Genomic DNA, 22,382 nt, shown 5'->3' with positions numbered 1-22,382 from the left:
TAATTTACTCATTTAAGAATTTTTGTATATCATTGTAAAAATTTTCATAGCTTATATCGCTGATTGTTTTGACATAATTGCCTTTTTCATCGATTAAATAAAATTCTCCACTATGTGCTATAGAATAACCCATAGCAGAATCTTTGAGATTTATTTTTTCGTATACAACCCCATAATTTTTTGTAATTTTCTCTAATTCTTTTTCATCTTTTGCTACCAAAGCTGTAGAATCTGGATAAAAGTATTTTACCCATTGACTAGTTTGAGTTATGTTATTATCTCTTTGCGGATCTAAAGATATAAAAAGTACATGAGCTTTATCTTTATTTTTCATTTTATTTAACACATTGCCAATTAAAGCAAGTTCAGTTGGGCAAACATCTGGGCAGTAAGTATAACCAAAATATACTATTAACTTTTTGCCTGCAAAATCTTTTAAGCTAAGAATTCCTTTTTCAGAATTTAAATGAAAGTCGTATTTATTTTTTTGAAAATATTGTGTAGAAATAAAAAAAACACCAACCAATACCAATAAAAATAGACTAATTTTTTTCATAGTGTTACCTTTTTACATCAAAGTCAAAATAAAAATCAAGTGGCTTATCATCATTAAAAAGTTCTATTCTAAAACGCATTATATCAAGAGTGCAAGAGCTTAATACAAGTTTAGCATGATAAGAATTTGCATCCTTTTTAAATTTTGGCACTATATCACCCATATACATATTTAATCCATAAACTCTAGCGTTTAGTTTTTTAAAATCTCCAAGATTGGTAATGTTTAAGTCTAATTCTACCATAGCAGCTATAGGTTTTGGGTTTAAATTAATTAAAACTTGTTTTCCTCTAAAATCATAGCTACAATCTTGTAAATTTAAATCACACTGCAAAGGAGGAAGTGTTGTAAGTAATTCTCTTTTTTTTCCTAAAGTGTATGAAAAATTAGTGTAAAAATAAGCTCCTGCTATTGCTAAGACAATAGCAAGAGTGAAAAAAATAAAATTTCTCATTATTTTTTTATACTTTTTGAATTGATATTTTCTAATTTGATCGTGCTATTATCATCAAAATAAAGTGTTAAATTTGCTTTAGTATCTTGAGTGATATTTTGATTTAAGTTTAACACCATTATATGCATTCCACCTGGCTGTAAAATAGCACTTGAATGTGCTTTTATGGTAATTTGTGGAATTTGAACCATCATTTTTTTACCATTTTCCATTATATGATCATGAATTTCTGTTGTATCGCTTAGTGAGCTTTGTGCTTTAATTAATTTTACATCTTTATTAGAATTATTTTTAATCTCCATAAAAAAAGCTGTTGTTTTAGAATTAGGCGGAGTTTGTCTTACATATGGATCGTTAATAGTAATTTCATTTGCTAAAATGAAAGAACTTAATACACAAAGGCTTAGTATTTTTTTCATAATTATTCCTTTAAATTGAAGTTTTAATCATTAAAAATTATACATTTATAAAATTAAAAATTTATTTATTGTAAAAATATTATAATTTTGATTTTATTATTTAAAAATCACAGAAAGGTTTAAGTTGTTTAAAATTATATTAGCTTTACTTAGTTTGGTTATATTTTCCAATGCAAGTAATCTTGCAAAAATTTATCTTAATGATGGCATAGAAGCTGTTGAAAAAGTCTTAGAACAAGAATTAAGCAAAAAAGATTTTTGGCTAGGAGAATTAAAAGATAAAAATGTTAGTTTGGGTTATTATGATGATAATGTTGCTATTGTGCTTACAAATAAAAGCGATAAAATAATTAGAGTTTATCATTATGATGATGGAAAGATTAAGAAAAAATTTATACAAAAAGATGTTTTAACTGGATTAGCAGGAGATAAGGAAGTAGAAGGAGATTTAATTACTCCTATTGGTTTTTACGAGTTAGGTAAAAAATTTGATCCAGGTGATCCTTATTATGGTCCTTTTGCTTTTGCAACGACTTATCCAAATGTTCTTGATAAAACTTTAGGAAAAACAGGTGGCGGAATTTGGATACATGGATATCCATTAGATGGAACGCGTTTGGATACTTATAAAACTAGAGGTTGTATTGCAGTTCAAAACAATTTATTGGATGAATTTAATAAATTAGTAGCAGATAGAAAATCTTATGCGATGACAGAGGATAAAGATAAAATAACAACTAATGCAAATGAAGTTGCCACTTTACTTGCAAATTTATTTGCTTGGAAGGAAAGTTGGCAAAATAACGATATAAAAACTTATTTATCTTTTTATGATCAAAATATTTTTAAGCATAAAAATAAATACGCTTATGAGCAATTTGCAAAAACAAAAACAAGAATTTTTGCCAAAAATGAAAAAAAGATTATTAAATTTTCAGATTTAAGCATTAGTCCTTACCCAAATATAAAAAATGAAAAAATCTTTAGAATAGGTTTTTATGAGGATTATCGCACGGCAAGTTATAAATTTAAAGGAGAAAAAGTTATTTATGTCAGATTGCAAGATGATAAAATACAAATTTTAGCTGAGCAATAATGGCTTATATAAAACTTGATCGCTTAGCATACGAGTATAATCTTGATATGATTGCTAAAAAAGCTGGCGGATATAATAAAATCATATGTGTTTTTAAAGATAATGCTTATGGCCATGGAGCTAAACTTTTAGCTCCTATAGCTAAAGCAAAGGGTGTTGATTTTGTAGCAGTTAAAAACGAAGAGGAAGCAAGAGAATTAAAAACATTCTTTAAAAATATTCTTATTTTATCGCATCTTCCAAATTCTAATGAAAGTAAAGATTTTTTTTACGCTTTAAATGATAAAAATGATATAAAAAAATTTAAAAAAAATACCAAAATTCATTTGGTTATAGATACTAATATGCATAGAAATGGTATTGCGATTGATGAAATTGAAGAGGTTTTAGTTGCTTTAGAAAAACAAAAGCTACAACTACACGGAGTTATGATGCATTTTGCAGGGAGTGATGAAATTGATGGAAGTTATTTTGTTCAAAAACAAAAATTTCAATTAGCAAAAAATAAAATCTATTCTTTGTTAAAAGATAAAGCAAAAAATCTTATTTTTCATTCTCATAATTCTGAAGCTTTATTTCGCTCAGATAAACTTGAAGATGATGAATATTGCAGAGTAGGGTTAGTGCAATTTGGTTATGCATATTTTAATAAGAATTTGCATAAAGTTTTAAGTTTATGGGCTAATAAATTAAGCGATAGAATTTTAAAAAAAGGACAAAGTGTCGGCTATGGTGGTGTGTATAGTGCTAAAGAGGATATCCATATAGCTACATACGATTTAGGCTATGCAGATGGTTTATTTCGTTATAATGGAAAAAAAGAATTTTTTTTACCAAATGGTAAGAAAATGCTAGGAAAAATGTCTATGGATAGCTTTTCGTGCGAATATAGTGGAGATGAAATTTGTGTTTTAAAAGACGCAAATGATATGGCTAAATTTTTTCATACAATTAATTATGAAATTTTGGTTAAATTATCTCCATATTTAAAAAGAATTGTAATTTAAGCTAAAAGGTATTAAGATAACAAAAAAGGTGAAAATATGGCATTTTTAAATTGGATTATTTTGATTTTATTTTTATTTATTGTATTTTTGCTTATTAATCGTTATGAGAGAAAGATTAAAATTTTGAATAAAAATATCGAAATTTTAAAAAATGAGTGTAAAAAAAATACTGAAAATATAGAGAAAAATAGAATCTTAATAGAAAAAAATAGATCAAATATAGAAGAAATAAAACATCAAGATTGATTTAATCTTGAAGAATTTTTGCTATTAATTCTAAAGGATGTAGAAATTGAGTAGGAATTTTTTTATACTCTAAGGCATTTGAAATTTGCATTCTACATGCTGAACATTCCGCACTTATAATCTCTATATCACTTTTTTGTATATTTTGTGCTTTTTTTATACCAACTTCTAAGGCTTTATCATAATGCTCTGTTTGCATGCTAACACCGCCAAATCCACAGCATTCGTTAGAATTCAAAAGTTCTTTGAAATTATAATTACACTTAAGCAAAGCTCTTGGTTCTTTAAAAACACCTTGCATTTTTCTAGCATGGCAAGGATCATGGTATGCAATTTTTGTCATTATTCTTTTTTTGGTTTTTAAAAGTTCTTCTAAATTTGTATATTCGTATAAATATTTAGTGGCAAGTAAAATTTTTGATGAAACATTTTTAGCTCTTTGGGCCCATTCTTCATCACCTTGCATTTTAAAAAAATGTTCATAATCTATATTTAACATCGCTGAACAAGTTGCCTCAGGAACTATAATATAATCTAATGTTTTTAATTTTTCTTCAAAGTAAATAATATTTTTTTTAGCTAAAACTTCAACACTTTTAAAGTCACCAGTAAAATAATGCGGAGCACCACAACATGCTTGTTCTTTTAATAAATCTACATTGATTTTTAAATGCTTGCAAATTTCTAATAAGGCAAAACCAGTATTTGTGTAAGAATAATTTGCCAAACATCCTATGAAAATTCCTATATTTTTTTCGCCTTGATTATCGATAAAGTCTTTGCATGAATTCAAAAAACTTTTTTTAGATAAAGAAGGTAACAAGCGTTCTTTTTTAATTAAAGCAAAATTAAATTTAGCTTTCATGCCTAAATTTTTATTTTGTAATTTAAAAGCACAACTTTGAAAAACATAGCCTAGTTTTGCTAATAAGTCTAAAATCTTTCTTTGTCTTAAGAGAATAAATGCAATTTTTTTATACCATGCAATACCAAATTTTTTTGCTATATCAAAACGCATTTTTTCAATGGCACTATCTACTCTTAAATGGTTTGGGCAAGCTTCGACGCAATTAGTGCATAAAAAGCATGATTCAAAAGTTTTTTTCAAATTTTTATCAAGCTCTAATTCTTTATTTTCATAAGCACTAATTAAATCTAAAAAACCACGCGGAGATGTACTTTCATCGCGATTTATATCATGTATGGTGCAAACTGGAATACATTTACCGCATTTTACACAAGCATTAGAAATCTCAGAAATATTTAGCATAATCAAACCGTTTTAGAAAAGACTTTTTTATCTTCTGATATTTTCTTAAGATATTTATCAAAACACATGGCAATATTGCGTATTAAAAGCACACCTGTTTCATTAACTTTTATAAATTTTTTATCGATTTCTATAAATTCTTTAAGCTCATTTAATTCTTTTAAATCTTGCTTGAAATATTCAAAGAAATTTATCTTAAAGTTTTGTTCTATTTTTTCTATATTAAGTGCAAAATTGCTCATAAGTTCCATAATAACAGCTTTTCTTAGCACATCATCTTCATCAAGCATAATGCCTTTTTCACATGGTAATTTTCCTTCATCTATAGCTTTTTCATAACTTGGCATATCTTTGAAATTTTGCATATAATGCTTTTTTCCTTCGCCTATACTAGTTAAACCAATACCAATTAAATCTGTTCCACCTTTAGTGGTATAACCTTGAAAATTCCTATGCAATGTTCCATTTTCTAATGCCTTAAAAAGTTCATCTTGTGGTTTTGCAAAATGATCCATTCCTATCATTTTATAACCATTTTGAGTTAAAAATTTTTCACAATATTCTAAAATTTGAAGCTTGATATCAGGACTTGGTAGGGTGTTTTCATCAAATTTTCTCATATTTTTTTTAAGCCAAGGAACATGTGCGTAATTAAAGATTGCAAATCTATCCGGATTGATCAAAAGTGCTTTATCGAGTGTTTTTTTAAAGCTTTCTAAATTTTGATAAGGAAGTCCATAGATTAAATCCATATTAACAGAGCTTATACCCTTTTTTCTTACCATATCTACTGCATTTTTTGTAAGTTCAAAAGGTTGAATTCTATGAATTTCTTTTTGGACTTTTTCATCAAAGTCTTGAACACCAAAGCTTATACGATTAAAGCCATTGTTTATTAAAACATCAGCTTGCTCTTCGTTTAAAAATCTTGGATCAATTTCGCAACTTATCTCACTTTCTAAACTGAAATTAGGAAAAACACTTTTAATTTTTAAAATCAAATTTTCAAGCTGTTTTGCAGAAAAAAAAGTAGGAGTTCCCCCACCAAAATGCATTTGCAAAACACTTCTTTGTGTGTTGATTATTTTGGCTAATAAATCAAGTTCTTTAAAAAGGTAAGCTAAGTATCGTTCTTTGCTTTCTTCTTTGGCAGTATATATGACATTGCAGCCACAAAAATAGCAAGCACTTCTGCAAAATGGTAGATGAAAATACAAAGACAAAGGTGCTTTTTGTTCTTTTAAAGTTTGCAAATATTCTTCATAATTAAAATTTGTATTAAATTCAACAGCCGTAGGATAAGAAGTGTATCTAGGACCTGCTTTAGAATATTTTATAAAATTTTTATAATCTTTCATTGCTTTTACCTTTTTGTAACATTTGTTTGATATCTAAAAAAAGATTTGGATATTGTTTGTGTATATTGTTTACAAGTTTATCTAAGTCAATATTAATTTCTTTTACGCCATTTGATAATTGATTTTTTATTTCATCCATAGCCACAACCCATACATCGTTAAAGTCAATGGGAAATTTTTGATATATAGCCTTTTCTAATCTTAATTCAAAATTATTCTGTTGAATTTTTTGTGCATGTTGAAAAAAATCAGCTAAAGTTTTAACATAAAGCATTATTTTAACTTCATCATTTTCATCTACTATAAACCATGGTTCTAAAGTTTCTTTTGTATTAGAATTTGCTAAGCTTAATTTTATCTCATTTTCATTGATATGGCTTAGATGAAAAATATTTTGCTCTTTTTTGTTAATCCCCAAATATTTTGACAATTCATCAATTATTTTTTGTGATTTTTTTTTACTTATATTGCTCAAATTCTACCTTTGTTTGTGTTTAATAATTTTGCTATTTCTTTTGCATGATAAGTGATTATAAGTTTTGCACCTGCTCTTTTAAACGCAATCATAGTTTCAAGCATTACTTTTTCATAATCAATCACTCCAGCTTTTTGTCCAGCTTTTAATAAAGCATATTCTCCACTTACATTATATACACATAGTGGAAGTTTAGAATGATTTGCTATATCTTTTACTACATCTAAGTAAGCAAGTGCAGGTTTTACCATTAAAATATCTGCACCTTGTTTTTCATCTTCTAAACTTTCACATAAAGCTTCTTTGGCATTAGCAAAATCCATTTGATAAGTTTTTCTATCTCCATAACTTGGGGCAGAATCAGCTACATCTCTAAATGGTCCATAGTATGCTGAAGCAAATTTGGTAGAATAAGCCATAATAGGTAAATTTTCATAACCATTATCATCTAAAGCTTTTCTTAAAGTATGTATAATTCCATCCATCATTCCACTTGGTGCTATGATATCTGCTCCATTTTTTGCATGAATTAGTGCTTGTTTTGCTGAAATTTCTAAAGTTAAATCATTATCTACGCTTTGTGTTTTTGGATCTATAATCCCACAATGTCCATGATCGGTATATTCACAAAAACATAAATCTGTAATGATGATTAGATTAGGAAATTTAGCCTTTATTGCTCTTAAGCTTCTTGCAATCAATCCATCATCACTTAGTGCATCGCTACCACAACTATCTTTTTTATCATTTTTTAATACACCAAATAAAATTATAGCTTTTATATTAAGTTTTATAAGTTCATCACATTCTTTTAAAATTTCATCTAAACTCATTTGATATACACCAGGCATAGAAGAAATTTCATTTTTTACATTTGATCCTTCAACAACAAAAAGCGGATAGATTAAATCATCTACATGGAGAGAATTTTCTCTTACTAAATTTCTAATATTCTCATTTAATCTTAATCTTCTAAAGCGTTTAAACATAAATTTCCTTTTTGTTTGTTAAAATTCTTTAAATTCTAACATATTTTTTGTAAAAAAGGTAAGTAATAATGACTATACAAATTTCTGATATAGCAAAACTTCCTACGCATTTTGGTGAATTTAATATCCAAAGTTTTAAAGAAAACAATAAAGAGCATATTTGCATTTTTAAAGGAAGTTTTGAAAATGAAGTCAATATAAGAATACACTCAGAATGTCTTACAGGAGATGTTTTGGGTAGTTTAAAATGTGATTGTGGAGAACAGCTTGAATTTTCTTTAAAATACATCCAAAAACATGGTGGTATGATAATTTATTTAAGACAAGAGGGTAGGGGAATAGGTCTTTTTAATAAAATTAACGCCTATGCTTTACAAGATAAAGGGTATAACACTATAGAAGCAAATCATCAACTTGGTTTTAAAGCAGATGAGCGAAGTTATGAAGTAGTAGAGTTTATATTAAAACATTATGGAATTTCAAAAATAAATCTTTTAACCAATAACCCAGAAAAACTAAATTCACTAAAAGATAAAGTTGTTTTAAGGGTTCCAATTTTAATCAAGGCCAATCGTTTTAATAAAGACTATTTAGAAATAAAATACAAGCAAATGGGGCATTTAAGTTGAATTTATATTATGAAAAGTTAAATTTTATACAAAATACTCCAAATGATGATTTTTTTAAAAAAATTCAAATATATAAAAACTTACTAAATAAATTTAATGCTATCCATAATTTAACTCATCTTGCTAATATAGACGAAAATATCATTGATAGTTTAAAAATTTTAGATTTTTGTAATATTAATCATGCAAAAAAAATAATTGACATTGGAAGTGGAGCAGGTTTTCCTGCTGTGTTTTTGGCTTGTATTTTACAAGAAAGTGAGTTTTTTCTTTTTGAGCCTAATGCAAAAAAGGCTGCTTTTTTAAGAGTGATTAAAACAGAGCTTGGTTTAGATAAAATAACTATTATCAAAGAAAAAATACAAACTTATCCTAAATTTAAAGTCGATATTATTACCTCAAGAGCCTTAATGGATGTAAAACCTTTAATCAAAATTGCTAAAGGTTTTTATGATGAAAAAACATTGTTTTTACTTTACAAAGGAAGTGAAATTTATAAAGAAATTCAAGGTTTAAGCGAATATAAAATATATAATCAAGGCTATAGAAATTATTGCCTTATAAATGTAAAGGAATGAAATTATGTTAATTTTTGGTCATAGTTTAATAAAAACGCAAAAATTTGTTAAGCTAAAAGATGATTTTGATAAAACTAGTGTAAATTGTTTTGATTATAATGAAAAAGAAATTGCAAAAGCCAAAAAATTACAAATAGATTTTGCTATATTTGCTAAAAATGAAAATGAAATAATACTTTCCAATGCTTTGAATGCAAAATACATTTTAATTGACAATGAACAACTTGCGACAATAGCTTCAAAATTAGCTGAATTTTATTTATTTGATGCAAAAATTTTATTATTAGTGGATGATTTAGAAAATTTAATACATGCACATAAGTTAAAAGTAGATGGGGTTTGTTTAAAATCATATATTAGATAAAGTTAAACCCAAATTGGGTTTAACTTTCACTAAAATTTCTTCTTCTTAGCATCCTCTAAGATATCATTAGCAATTTTATTAACATTATCAGATATTACTGCACTATCATTAGCTATTTTTAAATTCTCTTGAGTTACATGATCAATTTGTGCTACTGAATCATTTATTTGAGTAATACCTGTAGTTTGTTCTTTTATACTCTCACCCATTTCATTAATAGATTGTACTAAGATATTAGTATTAGCTTCAATCTCACCTAATGATTTTTGAGTTCTTTCTGCTAAGTTTCTAACTTCATCTGCAACAACAGCAAAGCCTCTACCATGTTCACCAGCACGTGCAGCTTCAATAGCAGCATTTAATGCAAGTAAATTAATTTGATCAGCAATATCTCCAATAATAGAAGTAACATTTTTAATCTCTTCACTTTGAGCTATTACTTCACTAGTTTTATGAGAAACATTTTGCATAGAAGAAGTAATCTCTTCTAATGCAGCTGCTGTTTCTTCTAAAGAAGAAGCTTGAGAAGCTGAAGAATCTGTTAGGTTTTTAACAGCACTTTGTAATTTAGCACTTTCTGTAGCTAAAAGATTAGCAAATTCAGAAGATTGTCTTAACATACCTACTATTTCTTGACCTAAGACATTAGTAGTAACTTCTACTCCACCTTTAGCATTTTTAACTTCTGTAGTAAAGTCTAATGCTTTATAGCTATCAAATACTCTATTAATTTCATTCATATTAGAACCAACTTTTGCTTCTAATACATTAAGCATTTCATTTAATACATTCTTTAATTCTATTAATTGAGGATTAGCAGGAATTGCTGTAATTCTTGCTGTTAGATTACCACTTTCTATTTCTTTAGCAGTTTCTACTGATTGTTCTACTGCTTTAGTATCTTGTTCTAATGCATTTTTAGTTTTAGTGATGTTTTCATTAATGGCTTTAGCCATAGCTCCAAATTCATCATTAGTTTTTACATTGATTAAAGCAGAATCTTTTGTTTTATGATTGATAAAATCAAAGAAAGAATTTAGGCCTGATTGGATAATGGCAATTGGTCCAAGTAAATATGTAGCAAAAATTTTAACTAAAATTAAAGCAACGATTAGTGTTATAATTCCAATAATAAGTTGAGTTTTTAAAGCTAAATTACTAGCTTCTTCATAAGTATCACTTTCAATCATAGCACAAATGTTGATATTTGGATTTGGAGTTTTATCACATAAAACCGCTTGGGTTACTCCTTTATCATCTTTAGCATAAAATAAAGTATCGATATTATCTGGATCTAATAAACCAGGATCATCTGTGATTGCCTTAGAGATGTTTAATCCTAAAGTTGTTTTGGTTAGTATAAGGTTAGGATCTTGATGAAACATGGTTGTGCCATCTTGAGAATAAACAGCAGCAAATGAATTTTCAGTTTTTCCAAGTTCAAGTGCATCTGATGAGTATTTTTCTAAGCTATAAACACCTGCTACAACCCCTATAAATTTTCCATTTTCAATTAAAGGTGCAGAGTATGATATACCAAATAATCCCAATGTGATTGATTTATAAGGATCGCTTGTATATATTTTCATATCCTTTTTAGCACCCAAATACCAAGGTCTTGTTCTTCCATCAAAACCACCATTAGCATAGCGTTTTTTGCCAGAACTATCATAAGTTACCCCATCTTCTGTTGTTAAAAACACTATTTCAAAGCCGACAAATTTTTCTGTTAATTTTAAAGCGTTGTAAATATCACTTTCGCTATTTAAAATATCATCATTGATTACAGTTTGAGCTAGCGTTTCGATAGCTGCTTTGTTATCAGCCTCGTATGTGTTAAAAATATAACCAACATCGAATAAGACTTTATTGTGGTTTTCTCTTAGATACTCAAAACTACTTTGTTTTGTTTGAAAATAAGCTACACTTCCAATTATAACAATAGTAGCAACAAATAAAATACCAACTAGTATATTTACTTTTGAAACTATACTATTAATTTTCATAGATAAATCCTTTTATTTTTATTAAACCTCTAATTATGTGATAATACATTAAACATAAAAACCAATATAAATAAATAGAATATAATAAAAAATAAATAAAAAGAGATAAAAAAAGTATGATATAAAAGTATAAGAATAACTAGCAAGTTTTTAACTTGCTAGTTTAATTAACTAAAATTTCTTCTTCTTAGCATCCTCTAAGATATCATTAGCGATTTTACTTACATTATCAGCAACCAAAGAGCTATCATTAGCTATTTTTAAATTCTCTTGAGTTACATGATCAATTTGTGCTACTGAATCATTTATTTGAGTAATACCTGTAGTTTGTTCTTTTATACTCTCACCCATTTCATTAATAGATTGTACTAAGATATTAGTATTAGCTTCAATCTCACCTAATGATTTTTGAGTTCTTTCTGCTAAGTTTCTAACTTCATCTGCAACAACAGCAAAGCCTCTACCATGTTCACCAGCACGTGCAGCTTCAATAGCAGCATTTAATGCAAGTAAATTAATTTGATCAGCAATATCTCCAATAATAGAAGTAACATTTTTAATCTCTTCACTTTGAGCTATTACTTCACTAGTTTTATGAGAAACATTTTGCATAGAAGAAGTAATCTCTTCTAATGCAGCTGCTGTTTCTTCTAAAGAAGAAGCTTGAGAAGCTGAAGAATCTGTTAGGTTTTTAACAGCACTTTGTAATTTAGCACTTTCTGTAGCTAAAAGATTAGCAAATTCAGAAGATTGTCTTAACATACCTACTATTTCTTGACCTAAGACATTAGTAGTAACTTCTACTCCACCTTTAGCATTTTTAACTTCTGTAGTAAAGTCTAATGCTTTATAGCTATCAAATACTCTATTAATTTCATTCATATTAGAACCAACTTTTGCTTCTAATACATTAAGCATTTCATTTAATACATTCTTTAATTCTATTAATTGAGGATTAGCAGGAATTGCTGTAATTCTTGCTGTTAGATTACCACTTTCTATTTCTTTAGCAGTTTCTACTGATTGTTCTACTGCTTTAGTATCTTGTTCTAATGCATTTTTAGTTTTAGTGATGTTTTCATTAATGGCTTTAGCCATAGCTCCAAATTCATCATTAGTTTTTACATTGATTAAAGCAGAATCTTTTGTTTTATGATTGATAAAATCAAAGAAAGAATTTAGGCCTGATTGGATAACTTGGAGCGGAAAAAGCAATTTAGCTGAAAATAAATAAATTGTAAAACATGCAATAAACAACACAATTATAGATAAAATTATTTGTTTATATGTTTCTTGAATAACTAATTTTTCTAAGTCCTCTTGCTTTTGTGTTGTGCAAGCTATATAATCAACTTTAGCTTTTGGGCTGTTTATATTTGAGCATATTCCAAATCTTTTTTCATCTGTTCCAACGCTTAGGTATTCAAATGTTTGATAATCACCAAGTTCTTTGTGGTGTTGTTTGAGTAATTCTATATTAGGATAAGGCTTTAAAATCATTGATTTATTATTAGATGCAAAAGGTATAGAACTTGCTGTGTCAAATACAAAGACATTTCCTGGTAATTTTTCAAAAGTCTTTTGTAAAGAAGTTAATAATAAATCCATTCCTAAGATTCCTATTAATTTACCATCTCTTTTGATAGGAACAGAATAAGTAAAACTTGGAAGCTTAGTTACAGAATCTTCATACGCATCACTTATAAATACTCCATCATTTGCTATTGCACCTTTATACCAGTCTCTAGTAGTTGCATCATATTCTGGATCATCAAAGCTAGTGATTGCTCCACCTCTTTTTCTATAATTAACCCCTTGTTTATCAGAGACAGCATCACTAACTATCATTGAGCCATTTGCAAAACCTATATAAAGTGCTAAAGTATTGGAACCTTCTTTAAAAATTTTTAGATTATCTCCAAGAGAATTAGCTATAGTATCAAAATTAGCTAATTGCTCTTTTGGCATAGCATCAATATGTTTTTTAATGGCTAATAATATATCAACATAGCTATTGATATAGTTTTCAACTTGTGTGGTTGTTACGAGTAAGTAATCTTCATTTGCGTTTTTGCTATTTGATATAAGATTATCTCTACTAGAAATAAAAGCCATAATGGTAATGGTTAGTAAAGCTAAGAGGACTATTGTCCCAACGATGAGTGAAAGCTTGTTTTTTAAACTTTTCATAGATTGTTTCACAATGTTCTCCTGATTAATTTATAATTAAAATTAATCAATTGTCTAATAATACATTAAACATAAAAATCAATATATATAAATAAAATATAATAAAAAATAAATAAAAAGAGATAAAAAAGGTATGATATAAAAGTATAAGAATAACTAGCAAGTTTTAACTTGCTAGTTTAATTATCTAAAATTTCTTCTTCTTAGCATCCTCTAAGATATCATTAGCAATTTTATTAACATTATCAGATATTACTGCACTATCATTAGCTATTTTTAAATTCTCTTGAGTTACATGATCAATTTGTGCTACTGAATCATTTATTTGAGTAATACCTGTAGTTTGTTCTTTTATACTCTCACCCATTTCATTAATAGATTGTACTAAGATATTAGTATTAGCTTCAATCTCACCTAATGATTTTTGAGTTCTTTCTGCTAAGTTTCTAACTTCATCTGCAACAACAGCAAAGCCTCTACCATGTTCACCAGCACGTGCAGCTTCAATAGCAGCATTTAATGCAAGTAAATTAATTTGATCAGCAATATCTCCAATAATAGAAGTAACATTTTTAATCTCTTCACTTTGAGCTATTACTTCACTAGTTTTATGAGAAACATTTTGCATAGAAGAAGTAATCTCTTCTAATGCAGCTGCTGTTTCTTCTAAAGAAGAAGCTTGAGAAGCTGAAGAATCTGTTAGGTTTTTAACAGCACTTTGTAATTTAGCACTTTCTGTAGCTAAAAGATTAGCAAATTCAGAAGATTGTCTTAACATACCTACTATTTCTTGACCTAAGACATTAGTAGTAACTTCTACTCCACCTTTAGCATTTTTAACTTCTGTAGTAAAGTCTAATGCTTTATAGCTATCAAATACTCTATTAATTTCATTCATATTAGAACCAACTTTTGCTTCTAATACATTAAGCATTTCATTTAATACATTCTTTAATTCTATTAATTGAGGATTAGCAGGAATTGCTGTAATTCTTGCTGTTAGATTACCACTTTCTATTTCTTTAGCAGTTTCTACTGATTGTTCTACTGCTTTAGTATCTTGTTCTAATGCATTTTTAGTTTTAGTGATGTTTTCATTAATGGCTTTAGCCATAGCTCCAAATTCATCATTAGTTTTTACATTGATTAAAGCAGAATCTTTTGTTTTATGATTGATAAAATCAAAGAAAGAATTTAGGCCTGATTGGATAATGGCAATTGGTCTTAGATTTTTAATAATAGCAAATCTAATTAAAATTAAAGCTATAACAATAGCTATAATAGCAATGATGATTTGTTGGAATAAAACTTTATTTATAGCATCTGTATATACAGCATTATCTGTAATAGAACATACCATATATTTAGGATTTAAACTTTGCACACAAGTTGCAACTTGTGTTTTTCCGTTTTCATCTTTAGCATAAAATAAAGTATCTTGTTTATTTGGGTTGATTAAATCAGGGTTTGATTTTACAGCATTTGCTATGTTGATACTTAAATCATTTTTGGTTAGCATTTTTTTATTATCTTCGTGAAAGGTGATTGTTCCTTCCTTATCATATACTGCTGCATAAGAGTTGCGTGTTTTTCCTATAGCTAATACATCTTTAGAGAAGGTATTAAGATTATAATCTCCACCAACAACGCCTATAAATTTAGAACCAATATAAATTGGCATAGCATAGGTGATTCCTACTTGAGAAGTAGAAGCTGAAACATATGGTTCTGTAGTGATTACATCACCTTTATTTGCTGCTTTGGCTTCTTTATACCAACCTCTATTTCTTGTATCATATCCTTTAGATAAATCTAGTATTTCTCCATCTGATTGATAGTTTTTACCGCTATCTTCAAAGCCAATATATACTAGCTCAAAATTAGCAGATTTTGCTATAGTTTTAACCAAATCTAAAATTTCATTTTCTGATAAATGAGGATTTGATGCAATTTGTTCTTGCAATGCAACTATGGCAGATCTTTTAGCACCTGCATAAGATTCAAAAAATTTCGCAACATCAAACATGGTTTTAATTTGGATTTCTTCTAAATACGAACTTGTTGAATTTTTAGTATTATAGTAGCTAATTGTATTTACAATTACTAATATTGCAATAATTAGCGAACAGGTTATAAAAGTAAATTTGCTTGATAAACTTTTAAAATTAAACATTAATAAATCCTTTTTTAAAAAATTTCAAAACGGATATTATAGTATTAAATAAAAATAAAATCAAATTTCAAATTTATTTTAATAGTTGTAATAGATTTAAACAAGAGTGAGAAAGTATGCGATAAGTTTCATCAAAATCACCACTATACCATGGATCAGGAACTTCATCATATCCTAAATTTAAAGCATAAGAAGTAATTTTTTTAATTTTTTCTTTATATTGTGGAAAATTTTTACTTACTTTATTGAAGTTAGCATTATCCATTACTATAATATAATCATTTTCTTCACACATTTTTGCATTAAGTTTTTGACTAGTAAAGGGATTTGAGATGATATTTTTACTTTTTAATAAAGCTTTTGTTTTATAATGCATATCTTCTCCATCATGATAACCTGAAGTTCCAGCACTAGTGATGATGAATTTTTTGCTTAAATTTGCTTTTAATACAAGATCTTTCATAATAAATTCAGCCATAGGGGAGCGACAAATATTGCCTAGGCAGACAAAAATAATTTTAGTCATAAAAATCCTTGAAATTTTGTGTATTTTTTTCAAAATTATAGCAACAAAATAAAATATTTTTTAAGATTAGTTAAAACTAAGATATAATTTTTTTTCAGCAAATGAAGCATTTTAAAAAGAGTTTTGATAAATAAAACTTTTGATTTTATAATAAGGTTAAATAATGATACAAGCAAAAACTAAGAATAAAATTCCTATTTTAACTATAGCAGGAAGTGATTGTAGTGGAGGAGCTGGTATACAAGCTGATTTAAAAACTTTTAGTGCGCATAATTTATTTGGTATGAGTGTAATTTTAAGTGTGGTAGCTGAAAATACCGCTAGGGTAATTTCTTGTTTTGATATACCTACAAAAATCATTGATGAGCAAATGCTAGCTGTGTATGAAGATATAGAACCAGCTGCTGTGAAAATTGGCATGCTAGGTTCTAAAGAAATTATAACCTGTGTAAAAGAAAATTTATTAAAATTTAAAGCTAAAAATGTTGTGATTGATCCTGTGATGTTTGCAAAAAATGGTTATGCATTAATGCCTTTAGATAATTGTCAATTTTTTAAAGATGAAATTTTGTCTTTAGCTGATGTGCTTACTCCAAATATACCTGAAGCTGAATTTTTATGTGATTTTAAAATTTCTAATGAAGAGGATATGAAAAAAGCAGCTATAAAGCTTTGCAATGAAGGTGCAAAAAGTGTTTTGATTAAAGGTGGACATAGCAAAGAAAATACAAATGATGTTTTTTATGATGGAAAGGAATTTAGTATTTTTAAAGCAGAAAGAATTAATACTAAAAACACTCATGGCACAGGTTGTACTTTAAGTTCAGCTATAGCTAGTAATCTGGCTTTAGGTATGGAAAAACATGAAGCTATAAAATTTGCTAAAGATTATGTTTATGGAGCTATTTTAAATTCTTTAGCATTGGGTAAAGGTTGTGGCCCAACAAATCATTTTTATAAATTTGATAAGGAATAAAATGACAATTAAAAAAATAAGACAAGAAAATCCTTTGGTTCATCATATAACAAACTATGTTAGTGTAAATGATTGTGCAAATGCAACTATAGCAATGGGAGCAAGTGCTGCTATGGCTGATTTTTATGAAGAACAAGCTGAATTTGCTAAAATTAGCTCAGCTTTAGTATTAAATACAGGAACAATCAACCAACTAATAGCAAATTCTATGTTAAAAGCTGTTAAAGAATATATGCTTTTAAACAAACCTATAGTTTTTGATCCTGTTGCTTTAGGCGTGAGTAAAGCAAGAGATGGGATAAATTTTGAGTTATTAAATTTAAAAGGGATAAATATTATAAAAGCGAATGCATCTGAGATGGCTGGCGTTATAGGTTTAGATGGTAAAGCAAGAGGGGTAGATAATACTTTTAAAATTAATGAAGAATTTTTAGAAAAAGCTATGGTATATGCTAAAAAAACTAAGCGTGTTTTAGCTATAACAGGGGAGCTTGATTATATCATTGGTGAAGATAAGATTGCTAAAGTTTATAATGGATCGTTTATGGCTACAAAAATTACAGGAGCAGGATGTATGTGTGCTTCTTTGTGTGGAGTTTTTGCAGCAGTGATAGAAGATAAATTTCAAGCAAGTTTATATGCTTTGCTTAGTTTTGCTATAGCAAGTGAAATAGCGCAAGAAACTTGCAAGGGTAGTGGTAGTTTTAGAGTAAATTTAATGGATGCTTTGAGTAATTTAGATGATGATGATATAAAAAATAGGGCTAAATATGAAATCATTGAAAATTTATCTTGTTGCAAGTAAAGGTTCTAAAACTCAAGATGAGTTTTTAAATACCATAGAAGCAGCTTTAAAAGCTAAAGTTGATATTTTACAACTTAGAGAAAAGAATTTAAATACTTTAGAATTTTACAATCTTGCTTTAAAGGTAAAAAAACTTTGCGATAAATATGATAGTGCTTTTGTGATTAATGATAGAATAGATATTGCTATGGGTGTTAATGCAAGTGGTGTGCATATAGGGCAAAAAGATATGCCTTTGAAAAAAGCAAGAGAACTTTTGGGTAAAGATAAAATCATAGGACTTACAATTAATCATAAGCATGAGCTTATGCATACACAAGGAGCTAATTACCTTGGAGTAGGGGCTGTTTTTTCAACTCCTAGTAAAAAAGATTGTTCTGTGCTTGGTATAGAGGGTTTAAAAGAAATTGCAAATTTAAGTTCTTTGCCTATCGTTGCTATAGGTGGGATAAATGAGAATAATTTATCTTTGCTAAAAGAATGTAAGATTCAAGGCATAGCGGTAATTAGAGCTATTATGGAAGCTAATGATCCTTATATGGCTACTTTAAATTTAAGAACCTCTTTTGATAGTATGTTTATGGGAAAATAATGGTATATTTTATAGGAGATAAAGAATTTGATGGGGTTAAAAATATTAAACTAAATGAAATTAAATTTTATGATTTTGAAATAGATTTAAAAGATTTTGATTGTTTAATTATCAGTTCTAAGAATGCTCTAAAATCACTCATGCAAAGTAAAAGTAAAATTGATTTTAATATTAAAGTTTTTGCAGTAGGTATTAAGAGTGCAAATTTAGCTAAAGAATATGGTTTTAAAGATGTTAGTTATCCTAGTAAATCCTATGGGAAGGAATTGGCAAGTGAATTTTTAAGTGAGTTTAAAAATAAGAAATGTTTATATTTAAGAGCAAAAAAAATCAGTTCAGGGCTTAATGAGTATTTACTAAAAGAGGGGATTTATTTAAAAGAACTCATTGCGTATGAAAATATAGCTTTAAAACCAAAAGAAAAGATCATTTTGCGTCATCCTGCTGTTTTTGTTTTTAGTGCACCATCTAGTGTTGAGCAGTTTTTGAAATTTTATCAATTAAACAAAGAAGATAAAGCTGTGGTTATAGGAGAAAGCACAGCTTTAAAACTTAATAAATTTAAAAACTTATATATATGCAAGGAACAAGATTTAAATTCTTGTATTAAATTGGCTAAGAATTTAGATTTTTAAAAGTTTTTACAAGTAAAAATGCAATAACAAAAACCATTATAAAATCTGCTGCAAATGGAGCCAACCAAACTCCATTTAACCCTAAAAAAATCAATAAAATATGTAGTAATAAAAAAGGTAAGATTAAATTTTGCGCCATAGAAACAATGAAAGAATAAAAAGGCTTGTCTAAGGAAGTAAATACAGAGGTTCCAACATCTCCAAACCAATTAAGCAAAAAGGAAAAACAAAAAACAAACAAAGCATTGCTAGCTAGGGTTAAAAATTCCTCATCGTTGTTTTTATTAAAAAAAGAAACAATGCCCTCATGATAAAAAAAGCTTATAAAAAATATACTCAAAGAAAGTAAAGCTGAACCAAAAAGCATTCTTTTAAAAAGCGTTTTAATTCTTTCTGTGTTTTTAAGCCCATAATTATAACTTAGTGCAGGTTGCATAGCATCGCACATTGCCAAAATAAGCATATAAGTAAAAGTGCTTAAATAAAGTATGATGGAAAAAGCAGCAACGGCTGTATTTCCTGAAATTTCTAATAAAACTTTGTTAGCTAAAATAGTATAAATTGAGCTTGAAATATTAGAAAAAAATTCAGATGAGCCATTGTAAATAATATTTTTTAAAAGTTTAAGTTGAATACTTGGTTTTGTAAATTTTAAAATCAAATCGCCAAAAATAAAAGGGATAATTCCAAGCACTACTCCACAAAACATACCCAAACAAGTTGCCAAAGCAGCTGAAAAAAGTCCCCAACCAAAAACAACAATAAAAAGCCAATCTAAAAAGATATTTATCAAAGCCATACTGATGTTTGCAATCATACTATAATAAGTCTTGCCACAAATCCTTAAATAATTATCAATAGCAAAACCTATGATAGTAACAGGAGCAAAAAGTGCAAACACTTGCATGTATTGGGTGCAAAGTTCTTGTAAATTTGTATCAGCACCTAAAAATACACTCAATTTATTTGCTAAAAAATACCCTAAAATTCCCATTATACAAGATATAACAAAGATTAAGCATAGACAAAAAGAAAAAATACGCCTTGCTTTGTTTATTTTTCCTTTTCCAAGATTGATAGAAATTTGCACAGAGGAGCCTATGGCTATCATATCAGCCAAAGCAAAGCTTATCATGATAAAAGGCATCATTAAATTCATTGCAGCTAGAGCATTTGCACCTAGGTATTTTCCAACAAAAATTCCATCAACAATAACATAAAAATACAAAAAGGCCATGCTAGCAACATTTGGCAAGGCACATTTTAAAAAAAGTTTAGTAGGGTTTGATGTAACATAAAACTCATGTATAGACATAATTTTCCTTTATTAAAAATATTTTAAAAATTAAGTTTTTATAAAATAATCTAATAAAGAGATTCTATACCTTCGATAGTGTCTTTAAAATACGGATCAACAATAATTATGAAAAAATCTTTAAAAAGCATTTATATCACCTAAATTTTAAAAACTTGTAATTGATTTTTAATTATATCAAATTTTTGCCTTGAAAAACTGAGTTAAATCATAGCTTTAGAATGGATATTTAAATTTTTGAAAATTTTAGACAACAAAAATAAGGCAATAAATATAATCAAAACATCTCCTATTAAAGTTGCTAGCCAAACTCCATTTAACCCCAAGAAATAAACAAGAATGTTTAGAAATATAAATGGAAAAATAAGACTTTGCGTAATAGAAATTCCTAAAGAAAACAAAGGTTTATCAAGTGCTGTAAAAAAAGAGGCGCAAAATTTTCCAAACCAAGAAAATAAAAATGAAAATGAAAAAAGTATAGATGCATTTTTTGCTATATCTATAAATTCTTGGTTGTTATCTTTATTAAATATAAAAATAAAATAATCATGATAAAATTGAACGAGTAAAAATACAATTATACCAAGCAAAGCTGAGCCAAAAATCATTTTTTTAAAAAGCACTTTGATTCTGTCTATGTTTTTAAGTCCATAATTATAACTTAGTGCAGGTTGCATAGCATCGCACATGGCTATGATTAGAGCAAAAGTAAAAGTGCTTAAATAAAGTATGATAGAAAAAGCAGCAACGGCTATATTTCCTGAAATTTCTAATAACACGCTATTTGCCAAAATAATATAAAAAGAACTTGATATATTGGAAAAAAATTCAGATGAACCATTGTAAATAATATTTTTTAAAATTTTAAACTGAATGATTGGTTTTGTAAATTTTAAAATCAAATCACTAAAAATAAAAGGAATAAAACTTAAAATAACCCCAGTAAGTATTCCTATACAAGTTGCCAAAGCAGCTGAAAAAAGTCCCCAACCAAAAACAACAATAAAAAGCCAATCTAAAAAAATATTTACTACAGCCATGATAATATTAGCAACCATACTATAATAAGTCTTGCCACAAATTCTTAAATAATTATCAATCGCAAAGCTAATAATGATAAATGGAGCAAAAAGTGTAAACACTTGCATGTATTGGGTGCAAAGTTCTTGTATATCATCATTTGCACCTAAAAATACACTCAATTTATTTGCCAAAAAATACCCTAAAATTCCCATTATACAAGATATAACAAATATTAAACATAGACAAAAAGAAAAAATACGCCTTGCTTTGTTTATTTTTCCTTTTCCAAGATTGATAGAAATTTGTACAGAGGAGCCTATGGCTATCATATCAGCCAAAGCAAAGCTTATGGTTATAAAAGGCATCATTAAATTCATTGCAGCTAGAGCATTTGCACCTAGGTATTTTCCAACAAAAATTCCATCAACAATTATATAAAGGTAAATAAAAATAATGCCGGTCATATTTGGCAAGGCACATTTTAAAAAAAGTTTAGTAGGGTTTGATGTAACATAAAACTCATGTATAGACATAATTTTCCTTTATTAAGATATTTTAAAAATTAATTTTTTATAAAATAATCTAATAAAGAGACTCTATACCTTCTATAGTATCTTTAAAATACGGATCAACAATGATTATGAAAAAATCTTTAAAAAACATTTATATCACCTAAATTTTAAAAATATATATTTATTAT

At 27.5% G+C, this 22,382-nt stretch carries 23 protein-coding genes and 3 pseudogenes; 10 read left to right on the top strand and 16 right to left on the bottom strand.

Features of this window, described 5'->3' with window-relative positions:
* Window positions 1-4: 4 nt before the first annotated feature.
* The 3 genes from CPEL_RS06280 to CPEL_RS06270 are packed head-to-tail and all read right to left on the bottom strand — an operon-like array spanning window position 5 to window position 1,429.
* Window positions 5-556: a cytochrome oxidase biogenesis protein, Sco1/SenC/PrrC family gene (locus CPEL_RS06280; protein WP_044599081.1), complete on the bottom strand. Its 552-nt coding sequence runs from the start codon at window positions 554-556 to the stop codon at window positions 5-7.
* A 4-nt stretch (window positions 557-560) separates the two neighbouring features.
* On the bottom strand, window positions 561-1,010 hold the full coding sequence (locus tag CPEL_RS06275) for a hypothetical protein (protein WP_044599080.1): 450 nt from the start codon (window positions 1,008-1,010) through the stop codon (window positions 561-563).
* Window positions 1,010-1,429 carry a copper chaperone PCu(A)C gene (locus CPEL_RS06270; protein ID WP_044599079.1) on the bottom strand — a complete coding sequence of 140 codons (420 nt, stop codon included), beginning with the start codon at window positions 1,427-1,429 and terminating at the stop codon, window positions 1,010-1,012. Before CPEL_RS06270 ends, CPEL_RS06275 begins: the two co-directional genes overlap by 1 nt.
* A 124-nt stretch (window positions 1,430-1,553) precedes the next feature.
* Between CPEL_RS06270 and CPEL_RS06265 the strand changes: the two genes are divergently transcribed.
* From CPEL_RS06265 to CPEL_RS06255, 3 genes are read left to right on the top strand one after another with little or no spacing between them, the layout of a single operon-like run.
* Window positions 1,554-2,525 (top strand): L,D-transpeptidase family protein, encoded by a 972-nt coding sequence (locus tag CPEL_RS06265; protein ID WP_044599078.1) that lies wholly within the window; start codon window positions 1,554-1,556, stop codon window positions 2,523-2,525.
* On the top strand, window positions 2,525-3,532 hold the full coding sequence (locus tag CPEL_RS06260) for an alanine racemase (protein WP_044599077.1): 1,008 nt from the start codon (window positions 2,525-2,527) through the stop codon (window positions 3,530-3,532). The genes CPEL_RS06265 and CPEL_RS06260 overlap by 1 nt, the downstream gene beginning before the upstream one ends.
* Window positions 3,533-3,568: 36 nt before the next feature.
* The gene (locus CPEL_RS06255; protein WP_044599076.1) at window positions 3,569-3,778 is read left to right on the top strand and encodes a hypothetical protein; all 210 of its coding nucleotides are present in this window, start codon (window positions 3,569-3,571) and stop codon (window positions 3,776-3,778) included.
* 1 nt (window position 3,779) lies between these two features.
* Here the strand turns inward: CPEL_RS06255 and CPEL_RS06250 are convergent, their stop codons facing one another.
* The 4 genes from CPEL_RS06250 to hemB are packed head-to-tail and all read right to left on the bottom strand — an operon-like array spanning window position 3,780 to window position 7,870.
* Window positions 3,780-5,048, bottom strand: coding sequence for an anaerobic glycerol-3-phosphate dehydrogenase (locus CPEL_RS06250; RefSeq protein WP_044599075.1), 1,269 nt, complete (start codon window positions 5,046-5,048; stop codon window positions 3,780-3,782).
* Between the two features lie 2 nt (window positions 5,049-5,050).
* A complete protein-coding gene (hemN, locus tag CPEL_RS06245) occupies window positions 5,051-6,406 on the bottom strand; it encodes an oxygen-independent coproporphyrinogen III oxidase (RefSeq protein ID WP_044599074.1) in 1,356 nt (451 codons plus the stop codon).
* Window positions 6,393-6,881, bottom strand: a complete 489-nt coding sequence (locus tag CPEL_RS06240) for a DUF2603 domain-containing protein (protein ID WP_049984596.1) — start codon at window positions 6,879-6,881, stop codon at window positions 6,393-6,395. Before CPEL_RS06240 ends, hemN begins: the two co-directional genes overlap by 14 nt.
* Window positions 6,878-7,870, bottom strand: coding sequence for a porphobilinogen synthase (gene hemB / locus CPEL_RS06235; protein WP_044599073.1), 993 nt, complete (start codon window positions 7,868-7,870; stop codon window positions 6,878-6,880). Before hemB ends, CPEL_RS06240 begins: the two co-directional genes overlap by 4 nt.
* 68 nt (window positions 7,871-7,938) lie before the next feature.
* Here hemB and ribA point away from each other — a divergent pair, with 68 nt between their 5' ends.
* Genes ribA through CPEL_RS06220 form a run of 3 tightly spaced genes read left to right on the top strand, consistent with a single transcriptional unit; the run spans window position 7,939 to window position 9,441 of the window.
* Entirely contained in the window at window positions 7,939-8,499 is a 561-nt protein-coding gene (gene ribA / locus CPEL_RS06230) for a GTP cyclohydrolase II (RefSeq protein WP_044599072.1), read from the top strand.
* Window positions 8,496-9,077 (top strand): 16S rRNA (guanine(527)-N(7))-methyltransferase RsmG, encoded by a 582-nt coding sequence (gene rsmG, locus CPEL_RS06225; RefSeq protein WP_044599071.1) that lies wholly within the window; start codon window positions 8,496-8,498, stop codon window positions 9,075-9,077. The genes ribA and rsmG overlap by 4 nt, the downstream gene beginning before the upstream one ends.
* A gap of 4 nt (window positions 9,078-9,081) precedes the next feature.
* On the top strand, window positions 9,082-9,441 hold the full coding sequence (locus tag CPEL_RS06220) for a hypothetical protein (RefSeq protein WP_044599070.1): 360 nt from the start codon (window positions 9,082-9,084) through the stop codon (window positions 9,439-9,441).
* A gap of 29 nt (window positions 9,442-9,470) precedes the next feature.
* On the opposite strand, the gene CPEL_RS09800 is transcribed toward CPEL_RS06220, so the two are convergent.
* The 7 genes and pseudogenes from CPEL_RS09800 to CPEL_RS06200 form a co-directional block, all read right to left on the bottom strand.
* On the bottom strand, window positions 9,471-10,826 hold the full coding sequence (locus CPEL_RS09800; RefSeq protein ID WP_470266820.1) for a methyl-accepting chemotaxis protein: 1,356 nt from the start codon (window positions 10,824-10,826) through the stop codon (window positions 9,471-9,473).
* Window positions 10,827-10,934: 108 nt separating this feature from the next.
* Window positions 10,935-11,447, bottom strand: a pseudogene (locus CPEL_RS09795) (PDC sensor domain-containing protein); the annotation flags it as partial.
* Window positions 11,448-11,618: 171 nt separating this feature from the next.
* Window positions 11,619-12,059, bottom strand: coding sequence for a methyl-accepting chemotaxis protein (locus tag CPEL_RS09790; RefSeq protein WP_417903558.1), 441 nt, complete (start codon window positions 12,057-12,059; stop codon window positions 11,619-11,621).
* Window positions 12,060-13,001: 942 nt separating this feature from the next.
* Window positions 13,002-13,562: pseudogene (locus CPEL_RS09785) on the bottom strand (cache domain-containing protein); the annotation flags it as partial.
* A gap of 262 nt (window positions 13,563-13,824) precedes the next feature.
* Window positions 13,825-14,265, bottom strand: coding sequence for a methyl-accepting chemotaxis protein (locus CPEL_RS09780; RefSeq protein ID WP_414437345.1), 441 nt, complete (start codon window positions 14,263-14,265; stop codon window positions 13,825-13,827).
* A 789-nt stretch (window positions 14,266-15,054) separates the two neighbouring features.
* Window positions 15,055-15,663: pseudogene (locus CPEL_RS09775) on the bottom strand (cache domain-containing protein); the annotation flags it as partial.
* Window positions 15,664-15,883: 220 nt separating this feature from the next.
* The gene (locus CPEL_RS06200; RefSeq protein ID WP_044599067.1) at window positions 15,884-16,336 is read right to left on the bottom strand and encodes a low molecular weight protein-tyrosine-phosphatase; all 453 of its coding nucleotides are present in this window, start codon (window positions 16,334-16,336) and stop codon (window positions 15,884-15,886) included.
* A 163-nt stretch (window positions 16,337-16,499) separates the two neighbouring features.
* Here CPEL_RS06200 and thiD point away from each other — a divergent pair, with 163 nt between their 5' ends.
* Genes thiD through CPEL_RS06180 form a run of 4 tightly spaced genes read left to right on the top strand, consistent with a single transcriptional unit; the run spans window position 16,500 to window position 19,344 of the window.
* Window positions 16,500-17,312 (top strand): bifunctional hydroxymethylpyrimidine kinase/phosphomethylpyrimidine kinase, encoded by an 813-nt coding sequence (thiD, locus tag CPEL_RS06195; RefSeq protein WP_148308782.1) that lies wholly within the window; start codon window positions 16,500-16,502, stop codon window positions 17,310-17,312.
* Between the two features lies 1 nt (window position 17,313).
* Window positions 17,314-18,117: a hydroxyethylthiazole kinase gene (thiM, locus tag CPEL_RS06190; protein WP_044599066.1), complete on the top strand. Its 804-nt coding sequence runs from the start codon at window positions 17,314-17,316 to the stop codon at window positions 18,115-18,117.
* Window positions 18,083-18,709: a thiamine phosphate synthase gene (gene thiE / locus CPEL_RS06185; protein WP_044599065.1), complete on the top strand. Its 627-nt coding sequence runs from the start codon at window positions 18,083-18,085 to the stop codon at window positions 18,707-18,709. The genes thiM and thiE overlap by 35 nt, the downstream gene beginning before the upstream one ends.
* On the top strand, window positions 18,709-19,344 hold the full coding sequence (locus CPEL_RS06180) for a uroporphyrinogen-III synthase (protein ID WP_148308781.1): 636 nt from the start codon (window positions 18,709-18,711) through the stop codon (window positions 19,342-19,344). Before thiE ends, CPEL_RS06180 begins: the two co-directional genes overlap by 1 nt.
* Here CPEL_RS06180 and CPEL_RS06175 read toward each other — a convergent pair.
* Window positions 19,325-20,653, bottom strand: coding sequence for an MATE family efflux transporter (locus CPEL_RS06175; protein WP_232088173.1), 1,329 nt, complete (start codon window positions 20,651-20,653; stop codon window positions 19,325-19,327). The genes CPEL_RS06180 and CPEL_RS06175 overlap by 20 nt on opposite strands.
* Window positions 20,654-20,862: 209 nt before the next feature.
* The gene (locus tag CPEL_RS06170) at window positions 20,863-22,209 is read right to left on the bottom strand and encodes an MATE family efflux transporter (RefSeq protein WP_167332829.1); all 1,347 of its coding nucleotides are present in this window, start codon (window positions 22,207-22,209) and stop codon (window positions 20,863-20,865) included.
* Between the last annotated feature and the right edge of the window lie 173 nt (window positions 22,210-22,382).

Source organism: Campylobacter peloridis LMG 23910 (assembly GCF_000816785.1).
Classification (GTDB): domain Bacteria; phylum Campylobacterota; class Campylobacteria; order Campylobacterales; family Campylobacteraceae; genus Campylobacter_D; species Campylobacter_D peloridis.
The sequence above is the reverse complement of the archived record's forward strand: the minus strand, read 5'-3'. Positions and strand labels throughout refer to the sequence as shown.

Excerpts from the sequence above, each read along its gene's own strand:
- CPEL_RS06220 (WP_044599070.1), top strand. The coding sequence starts at position 9,082 with ATGTTAATTTTTGGTCATAGTTTAATAAAAACGCAAAAATTTGTTAAG.
- CPEL_RS06255 (WP_044599076.1), top strand. The coding sequence starts at position 3,569 with ATGGCATTTTTAAATTGGATTATTTTGATTTTATTTTTATTTATTGTA.
- CPEL_RS09800 (WP_470266820.1), bottom strand. The coding sequence starts at position 10,826 with ATGTTTCATCAAGATCCTAACCTTATACTAACCAAAACAACTTTAGGA.
- CPEL_RS09790 (WP_417903558.1), bottom strand. The coding sequence starts at position 12,059 with ATGCAAAATGTTTCTCATAAAACTAGTGAAGTAATAGCTCAAAGTGAA.
- thiE (WP_044599065.1), top strand. The coding sequence starts at position 18,083 with ATGAAATCATTGAAAATTTATCTTGTTGCAAGTAAAGGTTCTAAAACT.
- hemN (WP_044599074.1), bottom strand. The coding sequence starts at position 6,406 with ATGAAAGATTATAAAAATTTTATAAAATATTCTAAAGCAGGTCCTAGA.
- ribA (WP_044599072.1), top strand. The coding sequence starts at position 7,939 with ATGACTATACAAATTTCTGATATAGCAAAACTTCCTACGCATTTTGGT.
- CPEL_RS06200 (WP_044599067.1), bottom strand. The coding sequence starts at position 16,336 with ATGACTAAAATTATTTTTGTCTGCCTAGGCAATATTTGTCGCTCCCCT.
- CPEL_RS06270 (WP_044599079.1), bottom strand. The coding sequence starts at position 1,429 with ATGAAAAAAATACTAAGCCTTTGTGTATTAAGTTCTTTCATTTTAGCA.
- CPEL_RS09780 (WP_414437345.1), bottom strand. The coding sequence starts at position 14,265 with ATGCAAAATGTTTCTCATAAAACTAGTGAAGTAATAGCTCAAAGTGAA.
- CPEL_RS06180 (WP_148308781.1), top strand. The coding sequence starts at position 18,709 with ATGGTATATTTTATAGGAGATAAAGAATTTGATGGGGTTAAAAATATT.
- thiD (WP_148308782.1), top strand. The coding sequence starts at position 16,500 with ATGATACAAGCAAAAACTAAGAATAAAATTCCTATTTTAACTATAGCA.
- hemB (WP_044599073.1), bottom strand. The coding sequence starts at position 7,870 with ATGTTTAAACGCTTTAGAAGATTAAGATTAAATGAGAATATTAGAAAT.
- CPEL_RS06250 (WP_044599075.1), bottom strand. The coding sequence starts at position 5,048 with ATGCTAAATATTTCTGAGATTTCTAATGCTTGTGTAAAATGCGGTAAA.
- CPEL_RS06275 (WP_044599080.1), bottom strand. The coding sequence starts at position 1,010 with ATGAGAAATTTTATTTTTTTCACTCTTGCTATTGTCTTAGCAATAGCA.
- CPEL_RS06280 (WP_044599081.1), bottom strand. The coding sequence starts at position 556 with ATGAAAAAAATTAGTCTATTTTTATTGGTATTGGTTGGTGTTTTTTTT.
- CPEL_RS06260 (WP_044599077.1), top strand. The coding sequence starts at position 2,525 with ATGGCTTATATAAAACTTGATCGCTTAGCATACGAGTATAATCTTGAT.
- thiM (WP_044599066.1), top strand. The coding sequence starts at position 17,314 with ATGACAATTAAAAAAATAAGACAAGAAAATCCTTTGGTTCATCATATA.